This window comes from Pseudomonas sp. I2 (assembly GCF_040984075.1).
Taxonomy (GTDB): domain Bacteria; phylum Pseudomonadota; class Gammaproteobacteria; order Pseudomonadales; family Pseudomonadaceae; genus Aquipseudomonas; species Aquipseudomonas guariconensis_B.
The window spans coordinates 1-12450 of record NZ_JBCGFQ010000085.1; the positions used below are offsets into that span (position 1 = coordinate 1).

Genomic DNA, 12450 nt, shown 5'->3' on the forward strand with positions numbered 1-12450 from the left:
TGCGCTCGCGCTCGGCGGCCGCCAGCAATGGCAGTTCGGCCACCGGTTGTTGCGGTTGCTCGACGATGCCTTGCAACAGATTGATGAAGTGGGTCGACAGCCGCTCGATGGTCGAGCGCTCGAACAGATCGGTGGCATACACCAACGAGGCCAGCATGCCCTCTTCGCTGTCGAACACATCCAAGGTCAGGTCGAACTGGGCGACACCGGTATCCCATTGCAGCCCTTCGACGCTCAAGGCATGCGCCTGTTGCGCGCCCTGGCCACGGCGCGCGCCGCTCTGGTAGTTGAACAGTGCCTGGAACAGCGGGCTGTGGCTGAGGTTGCGCTCCGGCGCCAGGGCCTCGACCAGTTGCTCGAACGGCAGGTCCTGGTAGGCCTGGGCCTCCAGCGCCGCCTGGCGCACCTGGCCAAGCAGCGCGGCAAAGGTCGCCTGCGGCGCGAACTCGGCCTTGAGCACCTGGGTATTGACGAAGAAGCCGATCATGCCTTCGGTGCGAGCATGGTTGCGGTTGGCGATCGGCACACCGACACGGATGTCGGACTGGCCGCTGTAGCGGTGCAGCAACGTCTGGTAAGCCGCCAGCAACAGCATGAACAGCGTCACCCCCTGTTCCCTGGCCAGCGCGCGCAATCCCTGCTGCAGCTCACCGGACAGGGCCAGCGTCAAACTGGCACCGGCTTGGCTGCGCATCGCCGGACGCGGGTGATCCAGCGGCAGTTCGAGCACAGGCTGCGTGCCGCCCAGGCGTTCGACCCAATAGGTCAGCTGCCGCTCACGCTCACCAGCGTCCATCCACTGGCGCTGCCAGACGGCATAGTCGGCGTACTGGATCGGCAACGGCGCAAGGCTCGGTGCCTGCCCCTGGTCAAAGGCGTCGTACAGGGCCACCAGCTCGTCGACCATGACCTGCATCGACACACCATCGCTGACGATGTGATGCATCACCAGCACCAGCACATGTTCATCGCTGCCCTGGCGCAACAGGCAGGCGCGCAGCAGCGGGCCCTGCCCGAGGTCGAACGGACGTGCGACCTCCTGTTCCACCCGCGACAGCAGCGCGGCATCGCTGGCATCGGCCAGCACCTCCAGCGGCAGCTCGAAGGCGTACGGCGCCTGTATCACCTGCTCGGTACGCCCCTGTGCATGAACGAACACCGTGCGCAGGCTCTCGTGCCGCGCCACCAGGTGTTCGAACGCCCGGCGCAGGGCTTCGACACGCAGCGCTCCACGCAGGCGCAGGGCCACCGGAATATGGTAGGCGGCGCTGTCCGGGGCCAGCTGCCAGAGGAACCACTGGCGCTCCTGGGCATAGGACAATGCCAGCGCCCGCGAGCGATCGGCCAGGCCGATGGCGGGCACCGCTGCGTCGGCAGACTCCGATAGCTGGGCGCAGAACGCCTGCAGGGTGCCATGCTCGAACAAGGTGCGCAGCGCCACCTCGACCTGCAGGGCGTGACGCACCCGGGCGACGACCTGGGTGGCCAGCAACGAGTGACCACCCAGCTCGAAGAAGTGATCGTGCAAGCCCACCTGCGGCAGCTTGAGCACATCGGCCCAGATCGCCGCCACCGTCTGCTCCAGCGCGGTACGCGGTGGCTGGTGATCATGTCGGGACTGAGCGGCCTCAGGCTGCGGCAGCGCCTTGCGGTCAAGCTTGCCGTTGGGGGTCAGCGGCATGCTGGCGAGCGACAGGACATGCGCCGGAACCATGTAGTCCGGCAGCACTTCGCGCAGGCTCGCCCTGAGCGCGTCGCACCACGCGGCATCAGCCTGACCTGGCTGCAACGCCACCACATAGCCGACCAACTGCTGGCCGCTCGGGCCTGGCCGGGCGACCACGGCGGCATCGCGCACGCCAGCCTGGGCCAGCAGGCGGGCCTCGACTTCGCCCAGTTCGACGCGGAAGCCGCGGATTTTCACCTGGTTGTCCACTCGCCCCTGGTAGTCGAACACGCCATCGCGGCGCTCGCGTACCAGGTCGCCACTGCGGTACAGGCGCGCGCCTGGCTCGCCGTGCGGATCGGGAACGAAGCGCTCGGCGGTCATGCCCGGCCGGTCCAGGTAGCCACGGGCCAGGCCGTGGCCACCAAGGTACAGCTCACCCTGCAGGCCGGCTGGCAGGACGCTCAGGTCGGCGGCCAGCACGTAGGTGCGACGGTCGCCGATACGCGTGCCGATCGGTGCGTAGGCAGCGCCGCAGTCGGTAGCGCGGTCGGCTTTCCAGATCAGCGGGGTCACCACCGTCTCGGTCGGGCCGTAGCCGTTGATGATGTGCTCCGGCGCCAGGGCAGCATGCACGCGCTGGTAGCTGTCACGGGGCACCGCGTCGCCGCCGAAGCAGTAAATGCGCGCCTTCGGCGCCTGGCCATGCAGCTCGACGTGCTCGGCCATCTGCAACAGGTACGCCGGCGGGAACGCCGCCACGGTCACGCCGTGCTCACACATGCGCGCGCAGGTCTGGCCTGGCTCCCAGAGGCTGTCATCACGCACCAGCAGGCGGCTGCCGTGGGTCAACGCGGTGAGCCAGCGCTCATGAGCGCCGTCGAAGGCGAACGACATGAAGTGCAGCTCGCAATCGTCCTCGACCATGGCATAGCGCCGGCCGATGGCTTCGCAGTGCATCGCCAGCGGACCATGCTCGACGCACACCCCCTTGGGCTTGCCGGTGGAACCGGAGGTGTAGATCACATAGGCCAGGCTCTGCGGCTGCACCACTGTTTGCGGCGCATGGGTCGGCTGTGCGGTCAGGTCGAGCTGGTCGAGATTGAGGGCAGCCAACGCCGCCGGCAGCGGCAGTTGCCCGCGCAAGGTCGAGTCGGTGAGCAACAGGGCGATACCGGAGTCCTGCATCAGGTAGGCCAGGCGCTCGGCCGGATAGCTGGCGTCCAGCGGCACATAGGCGCCACCGGCCTTGAGCACCGCGAGCAAGGCGACGATCACCTGCGGCCCACGGGGCAAGGCCACGCCGACACGGATCTCGGCGCCTACGCCTTCGGCGACCAGGCGATGGGCCAGTTGGTTGGCCTGACGCTCCAGGCTGGCGAAGTCCAGCACCTGGTCGCCGAACAGTACCGCGGGAGCCTGGGGCCGGCGCGCGGCCTGGGCGGCGATGCGTTGGTGCACCAGCAAGCCGTCCTGCCATGGCTGCGGCGCGTTGGCCACGGCCAGGGCCTGCTGGGCCTGGCTATCGAGCAGGCTCAGGTTGCCCAACGCCGCGGCGGGCGCCTGGCTGAACTGCTCCATCAGGCCGATCAGTTGCTGGTCCAGGCGGACAATGGCCGACTCATCGAAATGGGCACGCATGAAGCTGTAGTGCAGCTCCAGGGTACCGCCCAGGTTCACGCCCAGGGTCAGCGGGTAGTTGGTCTGCTCGCGACTGTCGACGCTGCCGAAGCGCAGCTCCTGTGGCGCGCCACGCTCCAGGGCCTCGGCCACCGGGTAGTTCTCGAACACCAGCAGGCTGTCGAACAGCGCGTCACCGCCCTGCCCGGCCCAGCGCTGGATATCGAACAAGGGCGTGTGCTCGTGCTCACGCAAGCCAAGGTTGAGCGCCTGCACTGCCTGCAGCCAGTCGGCCACGGACTGGGCCGGCTGTGGCGTGGCGATCACTGGCAGGGTGTTGATGAACAGACCGATCTGCTGCTCGATACCCGGCAGCTCCAGCGGCCGGCCCGCCACGGTGGCGCCGAAGGCCACCGTGGCCTGCCCGCTGTAGCGCTGCAACAGCAGTAGCCAGGCCGCTTGCAGCAGGGTGTTGACAGTGACCTTCTGCTGGCGGGCGAAGGTTTCCAGACGCTGCGTGCGCTCGGCGTCGACCAGCCGCACATGGCTGGCGTACCCGCTGCCAGGCTCGGCCTGCAGGCCCTGGGCCAAACGTGTGGGCGCCTCCAGTTCGGCCAGGCGCTCGCGCCAGAACGCTTCGCTGACCGCCGGATCCTGGCGCTGCAACCAGTCGATGTAGTCGCGGTAACGCCCGGCCTGGGCCGGCGCCTGCCCGGCATAACGCTGCAGGACTTCCCCCATCAACTGGGAGTTGCTCCAGCCGTCCATGAGGATGTGATGGTTGGTGTAGATCAGCTCGAAGCGCTGCTCGCCGGTGCGCACCACGGTCATGCGCAGCAACGGCGCCTCACGCAGGTCGAAACCACGATCGCGCTCGGCCTCGGCCAGGGCGTCCAGGCGTGCGCCAGGCTCGGCCTCGGCATGCCAGTCGAGGTAGTCGAACGGCACCTGGACCTGGCGCTGGACGATCTGCAGCGGCTGGCCGATGTCACCCTCCCAGGCGAAGCGACTGCGCAGGATCGGCTGGGCATCGGCCGACGCCTGCCAGGCCGCGCGGAAACGCTCGACCTGCAAGCCTTCCACGGTCACCCGCATCTGGTTGATATAGTCGCCGTTGCCCTGGCCATACAGGCTATGGAACAGCATGCCCTGCTGCATCGGCGACAACGGATAGACATCCTCGACCGCACGCGGATCGTCCAGCAACTGGTCGAGGTGCGCCTGATCCAGGCGTGCCAGCGGGAAGTCCGAGGGCGTGACACCGGCATGGCGCGAGTCGCAGCAATGGGCGATGAGCGCCTTCAGCTCGGCGGCATAGTCATCGGCCAAGGTCTGGACCGTGGCCTCATCGAACATCTCGTGGCTGTAGGTCCAACCGATGGCCAGTTCACCACCGTAGACCTGCCCATTGAGCGTCAGCCAGTTGCCCAGCGGCGCCGCCGGGCTCTGCTCCTCGCCGCGCGGCTCGCCGACCGGGACGAACAGCGCACCCTGCTCGGCGTCGAAACTGCCATCGAACTGCCCCAGATAGTTGAAGGTGATACGCGGCACCGGCAAGGCGGCAAGACCGGCCTGCACCGCAGCATCGCCCAGATGGCGGAGCATGCCGTAGCCGATGCCCTTGGCGGGGACGGCACGCAGTTGCTCCTTGACCGCCTTGATCGAGCCCGCCAGGTCCTGCGCAGGCGTGAGGGCCAGCGGGAACAAGGTGGTGAACCAGCCGACGGTGCGAGTCAGGTCGATGTCGTCGAACAGGTCTTCGCGGCCATGCCCTTCAAGTTGGATCAGCACGGTGTGCTGCGCGCTCCAGCGGCACACCACCCGGGCCAGCGCGGTCAGCAGCAGGTCGTTGACCTGGGTGCGGTAAGCTGCCGGGGCCTGCTGCAGCAACTGCCGGGTGAGCTCGCTGTCCAGCCGCGTATGCAGGCTGCGGGCATGGCGGTTCTGCTGGCCGCCGGCCGGATTGGCGCACGGCAGGTCCTGCGGAGCATCGGCGAGCTGGCCCTGCCACCAGGCCAGCTCGCGCGCCATGGCGTCACTACGGGCATGCTCCCCCAAACGCTCGGCCCAGGCCTTGTAGGCACTGGTTTTCGCCGGCAGCCGCACAGGCTGCTGCGCATCCAGTTGCGCGCAGGCCTGTTGCAGGTCCTCGAACAGCACGCGCCAGGACACGCCGTCGATGACCAGGTGGTGGATCACCAGCAGCAAGCGTTGGCTGCCGTCGCCCATGCCGACCAGCACAGCACGCAGCAGCGGCCCTTCCAGGCTCAGGCTGCGTTGCGCCGCTTCACACAGTGCCAGCAGCGCGTCCTGGTCGGCGGCCTGCCGCTGCCAGAGCAGGTCCTTGGCCTGGCCAGGCTGACCGTGACTGGCCTGCCACTGACCCTGCTCGCGGGTAAAGCGCAGGCGCAACGCATCGTGCTGCACCAGCAGGGCCTGCAAGGCCGCCTCGACGGTCGCCGCCTGCAAGGCCCGAGTGGGACGCAGCAGCACTGACTGGTTCCAGTGGTGCGCCTCGTCGCTCACTTCGCCGAAGAACCACTGCTGTACCGGCAGCAGCGGCATGCCGCCCTGTACCGCCCCCTGGTCGATGCGCTGCGCCGCGCCGCCCTCGCGCGCCACACGGGCCAGGCCCTGAACGGTCTGGTGCTGGAACAGCTCCTTGGGAGTGAAATGAATGCCGGCCTGACGGGCACGGCTGACCACCTGGATGGAAATGATCGAGTCGCCACCCAGCTCGAAGAAGTTGTCGCTCAAGCCGACCCGCTCCAGACGCAGCACATCGGCCCAGACAGCGGCAATGCGCTGTTCCATTTCGCTTTGCGGGGCTACATAGGCCTGTTGCAGCAGGCTGGCATCCGCCGCCGGCAAGGCGCGGCGGTCGAGCTTGCCGTTGGCGGTCAACGGCATGCGCTCGAGCAGCAGCAGGTGCGCCGGCACCATGTACTCCGGCAGGTCTTCGCGCAGTGCGGCCTTGACCGCCTCACGCCAGATCGCCTGGTCCGCCACCGCTTGCCCGGCCACCAGGTAACCGACCAGCTGGGTGCCGCTCGGCCCCTCCTGGGCCAGCACCACGGCCTCGCGCACCTGAGGCAGCGCCTGCAGCCGCGCCTGGATCTCGCCCAGCTCGATGCGGAAGCCACGGATCTTCACCTGATGGTCCATCCGCCCGACGTACTCGATCACCCCATCGGCGCGCCAGCGTGCCAGGTCGCCACTGCGGTACAGCCGCGCCCCGCTCTCGCCGAACGGGTCGGGAATGAAGCGCGTGGCGCTGAGGTCGGCGCGCTTGAGGTAGCCACGGGCCAGGCCCTGGCGACCGACGTACAGCTCGCCGACGCAGCCGGCAGCCACCGGGTTGAGGTCGCTGTCGAGCACGTACAGGCTCTGGTCCGGGATCGGCACGCCAATCGGGCTCGACGCGCCCTGCGCCAGGTCAGCCAGCGACAATGGACGGTAGGTCACGTGCACCGTGGTTTCGGTGATGCCGTACATGTTGACCAGTTGCGGGGCACGATCGCCGAAGCGCTCGAACCACGGACGCAGGCTGCCGACCTCCAGCGCCTCGCCGCCGAACACCACGTAGCGCAGCTGCTGGTCGCTGCGCTGGCCTTCGGCGCAGGCCACCTGCATCAGCTGGCGGAACGCCGACGGCGTCTGGTTGAGCACGGTCACCCGCTGCTCGCACAGCAGTTGGTAGAAGGCCTCCGGCGAACGGCTGACATCCTGCGGCACGATCACCAGGCGGCCACCATGCAGCAAGGCGCCGAACAGCTCCCATACCGAGAAGTCGAAGGCATAGGAGTGGAACAGCGTCCAGCAGTCCTGCGGGCCGAAGCCGAACCAGCCGTCCGTGGCCTCGAACAGGCGCAGCACGTTGCGGTGCGGCAGCAAGGTGCCCTTCGGCTTGCCGGTGGAGCCGGAGGTGTAGATGACATAGGCCAGGTTATCCAGGTCCACCGCGACGGTCGGGTTGACCTCGGCGAAGTCTGCGTAGTCGGCGGCCAGGTCCAGCACCTGCTCGTCCGCCGCCAGGCTCAGCCCGAGGTCGCCCTGGCCGAGCAGCAACTGCAGGCCGCTGTCCTCGATCATGTAGTGCAGGCGGTCCAGCGGGTAGGCCGGGTCCAGCGGCACGTAGGCACCACCGGCCTTGAGGATGGCCAGCAGGCCGACCACCATCTCCAGCGAGCGCGGCGCGGCCAGGCCCACCAGCACGTCCGGGCCGACGCCTCGGACGATCAGCGCGTGGGCGATCCGGTTGGCCCGGCGGTTCAGCTCGGCGTAGCTCAACTGTTCGCCTTCGCAGACCAGCGCCGGCGCCTGCGGCGCGCGGGCCGCCTGGGCTTCGATCAGGCGATGCAGCGGCTGGCTCGGCGCGAACGTGGCCGGGGCGGTATTCCAGGCAGCCAGCGTTGCGGCACGTTCCGCCGTCGTCAGCATCGGCAACTCGCTGACGCGCGTGCCGGGGGCGCTGACGATACCTTCGAGCAACGCCTGCCAGTGGCCCGCCAGGCGCTCGATGGTGGTTGAGTCGAACAGGTCGGTCGCGTAGGTCAGCGACGCCCACAACTGCCCCTGCTCTTCATGGGTATCGAGCATCAGGTCGAATTGCGCGGTCTGGCTCTCCCAGTTCAGCGATTCGACCCGCAGCCCCGGCAGCTCATGGGCCTGCCGGCCCTCGCCACGGTGCGTCTGGTGATTGAACAGCACCTGGAACAACGGGCTGTGGCTGAGGTTGCGCTCCGGCGCCAAGGCTTCGACCAGTTGCTCGAACGGCAGGTCCTGATGCTCCTGGGCGCCCAGCGCCGCCTCCTTGGCCTGTTGCAGCAATGTGGTGAACGGCGCCTGACCATCGACTTCGGCGCTGAGCACCTGGGTATTGACGAAGAAGCCGATCAGGCGCTCGGTCTCGGCGCGGTTGCGGTTGCCGATCGGCACGCCGACACGGATATCGCGCTGTCGGCTGTAGCGGTGCAACAGCGCCTGGAACGACGCCAGCAGGACCATGTACAGGGTCGCCCCCTGCTGCCGCGCTACCTCTTGCAAACCCTTGCCCAGCTCGGCCGACAGCTCGATATCCAGGCGTGCGCCACGCAAGCTCTGCAGCGCTGGCCGCGGACGATCCAGCGGCAATTCCAGTACCGGCTGCTCGCCGCCCAGGCGGGTGGTCCAGTAGGCCAATTGGCGCTCGCGCTCGCCAGCCTCCATCCATTGGCGCTGCCACAATGCATAATCGGCGTACTGGATCGGCAGCGCCGGCAGCTCGGGCTGCTGGCCACGACTGAACGCGGCATAGCAGTTGATCAGCTCCTCGACCATCAACTGCATCGAGGCGCCGTCGGAAATGATGTGGTGCTGGGTCAACACCAGCACATGGTCGTCTTCGCTCACCTGCAGCAGGCGCGCGCGCAGCAACGGCCCTTCGCCCAGGTCGAAGAGCACGGCGATCTCCCCCGCCACCGCCTGTTCCAGTTGCCCGGCATCGGTCAGTACCTGCACCGGCAGCGGCAGCGCGAACGGCGCGCGAACCTGCTGCAGCAACTGCCCGTCGACCTCGACGAACACGCTGCGCAGTACTTCGTGACGCTCGATCAGCGTCGCGAAGCTGCGCTGCAGCGCGGCCATGTCCAGGGCGCCGCGCAAGCGCAGCGCCGTGGGGATGTGATACGCCGCGCTGTGCGGTTCCAGGTTCCAGAGGAACCACTGACGCTCCTGGGCATAGGACAGCCGAAGGGGCTCGTCGGCATCACGCCGGAAAATCGGCGCGATGCCATAGAGGTTGACCCCCTTCTGACTCAGCAGAATCGCCAAGGCTTTGCGCTTCTCGGAAGAAAGCGCGCTTACCGATTCGATTAGTTGCTGCATGCCGTGTCCTCACTAGGAAATCAGTTTTTCAAGATCATCGGCAGTTAGACGATTGAGGTCCTCCAAGGATTTAGCCAAAACATCGTGCAGTGGATCGAGCGCGGGCTGCAGGGCCTGCAAGGCCTCGCAGAAGTCCGCCAGGTCGCGGGCCAGGAACAGCGTCTTGACCGGCACTTCATGGCCCAGCGCTTCGCGCAGGCGCAGCGCTACCTGGGTGGCCAGCAACGAATGGCCGCCAAGCTCGAAGAAGTTGTCGATCAAGCCTACTTGCTCCAGCTCCAGCACCTGAGCCCAGATGCCTGCCACTTGCTGTTCCAGTTCAGTGACTGGCGCCACATAAGCCTGTTGCAGCAGGCTGGCATCCGCCGCCGGCAAGGCGCGGCGGTCGAGCTTGCCGTTGGCGGTCAGCGGCATGCGCTCGAGCAGCAGCAGGTGCGCCGGCACCATGTACTCCGGCAGGTCTTCGCGCAGTGCGGCCTTGACCGCCTCACGCCAGATCGCCTGGTCCGCCACCGCTTGCCCGGCCACCAGGTAACCGACCAGCTGGGTGCCGCTCGGCCCCTCCTGGGCCAGCACCACGGCCTCGCGCACCTGAGGCAGCGCCTGCAGCCGCGCCTGGATCTCGCCCAGCTCGATGCGGAAGCCACGGATCTTCACCTGATGGTCCATCCGCCCGACGTACTCGATCACCCCATCGGCGCGCCAGCGTGCCAGGTCGCCACTGCGGTACAGCCGCGCCCCGCTCTCGCCGAACGGGTCGGGAATGAAGCGCGTGGCGCTGAGGTCGGCGCGCTTGAGGTAGCCACGGGCCAGGCCCTGGCGACCGACGTACAGCTCGCCGACGCAGCCGGCAGCCACCGGGTTGAGGTCGCTGTCGAGCACGTACAGGCTCTGGTCCGGGATCGGCACGCCAATCGGGCTCGACGCGCCCTGCGCCAGGTCAGCCAGCGACAATGGACGGTAGGTCACGTGCACCGTGGTTTCGGTGATGCCGTACATGTTGACCAGTTGCGGGGCACGATCGCCGAAGCGCTCGAACCACGGACGCAGGCTGCCGACCTCCAGCGCCTCGCCGCCGAACACCACGTAGCGCAGCTGCTGGTCGCTGCGCTGGCCTTCGGCGCAGGCCACCTGCATCAGCTGGCGGAACGCCGACGGCGTCTGGTTGAGCACGGTCACCCGCTGCTCGCACAGCAGTTGGTAGAAGGCCTCCGGCGAACGGCTGACATCCTGCGGCACGATCACCAGGCGGCCACCATGCAGCAAGGCGCCGAACAGCTCCCATACCGAGAAGTCGAAGGCATAGGAGTGGAACAGCGTCCAGCAGTCCTGCGGGCCGAAGCCGAACCAGCCGTCCGTGGCCTCGAACAGGCGCAGCACGTTGCGGTGCGGCAGCAAGGTGCCCTTCGGCTTGCCGGTGGAGCCGGAGGTGTAGATGACATAGGCCAGGTTATCCAGGTCCACCGCGACGTTCGGGTTGACCTCGGCGAAGTCTGCGTAGTCGGCGGCCAGGTCCAGCACCTGCACGTCCGCCGCCAGGCTCAGCCCGAGGTCGCCCTGGCCGAGCAGCAACTGCAGGCCGCTGTCCTCGATCATGTAGTGCAGGCGGTCCAGCGGGTAGGCCGGGTCCAGCGGCACGTAGGCACCACCGGCCTTGAGGATGGCCAGCAGGCCGACCACCATCTCCAGCGAGCGCGGCGCGGCCAGGCCCACCAGCACGTCCGGGCCGACGCCTCGGACGATCAGCGCGTGGGCGATCCGGTTGGCCCGGCGGTTCAGCTCGGCGTAGCTCAACTGTTCGCCTTCGCAGACCAGCGCCGGCGCCTGCGGCGCGCGGGCCGCCTGGGCTTCGATCAGGCGATGCAGCGGCTGGCTCGGCGCGAACGTGGCCGGGGCGGTATTCCAGGCCTGTACCGCAGCCTGGCGTTGCTCGTCATCGAGCAATTGCAAGGTCTCGACAGGCACCTCAGCGCCCTGTTCGAGCATCTGCAGCAGCAAGTGACGCAGTTGCTGGCCGATCTGCTCGATGATCGCCGCGCTGAACGCCTGCCGGTCATAGCTGCAGCGCAGCGACAGGCTGTCCTCCAGGCCGACCGCCAGGGTCAGCGGATAGTTGCTCTGCTCCTGTGTGCGCACCGGGCCAAAGTGCAGACCCGAGGGCGAACCACGCTCCAGGGCCTCGGCCACCGGGTAGTTTTCGAACACCAGCAGACTGTCGAACAGCGCGTCACCGCCTTGCCCGGCCCAGCGTTGGATGTCGAACAGTGGTGTGTGTTCCTGTTCGCGGATGCGCAGGTTGAGCGCCTGCAGATCGTCCAGCCAGTCGCCAAGCGTCTGCCCGGCGGTGCACGGCACGATCACCGGCAAGGTGTTGATGAACAGGCCGATCTGCTGCTCGATACCGGCCAGCTCGGCCGGTCGCCCGGCCACGGTGGCGCCGAACGACACGCAGTCCTGGCCGACACGACGCTGCAGCAACAAGGCCCAGGCCCCCTGCACCAAGGTGTTGACGGTGACCTTGCGCTCACGGGCGAAGCGGCCCAGGCGCGCGGTGGTCTGCGCATCGATCGACAGGCTGTGCTCGTCGTAGCCATCGACACCGACATGTTGACAGGTGCTGGCCAAGCGGGTGGGCTCTTCCAGTGCGGCCAGTTGCTCGCGCCAGAAAGCTTCGCTCTGCGCTCGGTCCTGACGCTGCAGCCAGCCAATGTAGTCGCCGAAGCGGCCCGCCGCCTGCGTGGGCCGCTCGCCACAGTAGCGTTGCAGCACTTCACCCAGCAGTTGCGCATTGCTCCAGCCGTCCATGAGGATGTGATGGCTGGTGTAGATCAGTGCATGGCGGTCATCTTCCAGGCGAACCAGCACCAGGCGCAGCAACGGCGCCTGCAGCACATCGAAGCCGCGCCCACGCTCTTCGGCGGCCAGTGTCGGGAGCGCCAGCGCCAGGTCATCACGACCGCGCCAGTCCAGCTCGCTGAACGGCACACGGGCCTCGCGCAGCACTACCTGCACCGGTTGGGCCTGGTCGGCGGACCAGACGAAGGCACAACGCAGACTGTCATGGGCCTGGAGCACAGCGTTCCAGGCCGCCTCGAAGCGTGCCACATCCAGGCCTGCGACCTCGACCTGCATCTGGTTGATGTAGTCGCCGTCGCTCTCGCCGAACGTGGAATGGAACAGCATGCCCTGCTGCATCGGCGACAGTGGGTAGATGTCTTCGACCTCGGCCACCGCCACCGGCAGTGCGTCGAGTTGCGCCTGGCTCAGGCCCGCCAGCGGGAAGTCCGACGGCGTCAGCC

Annotated in this window: 2 protein-coding genes; both read right to left on the reverse strand. The window is 67.8% G+C overall.

What is annotated here, in order from left to right; genetic code table 11:
• Positions 1–9151: amino acid adenylation domain-containing protein (locus WCE05_RS25090; protein ID WP_368816773.1), on the reverse strand; the 9151-nt coding region annotated here is incomplete at its 3' end.
• A gap of 12 nt (positions 9152–9163) precedes the next feature.
• A partial coding sequence (locus WCE05_RS25095) for an amino acid adenylation domain-containing protein (RefSeq protein WP_368816774.1) occupies positions 9164–12450 on the reverse strand: 3287 nt, incomplete at its 5' end.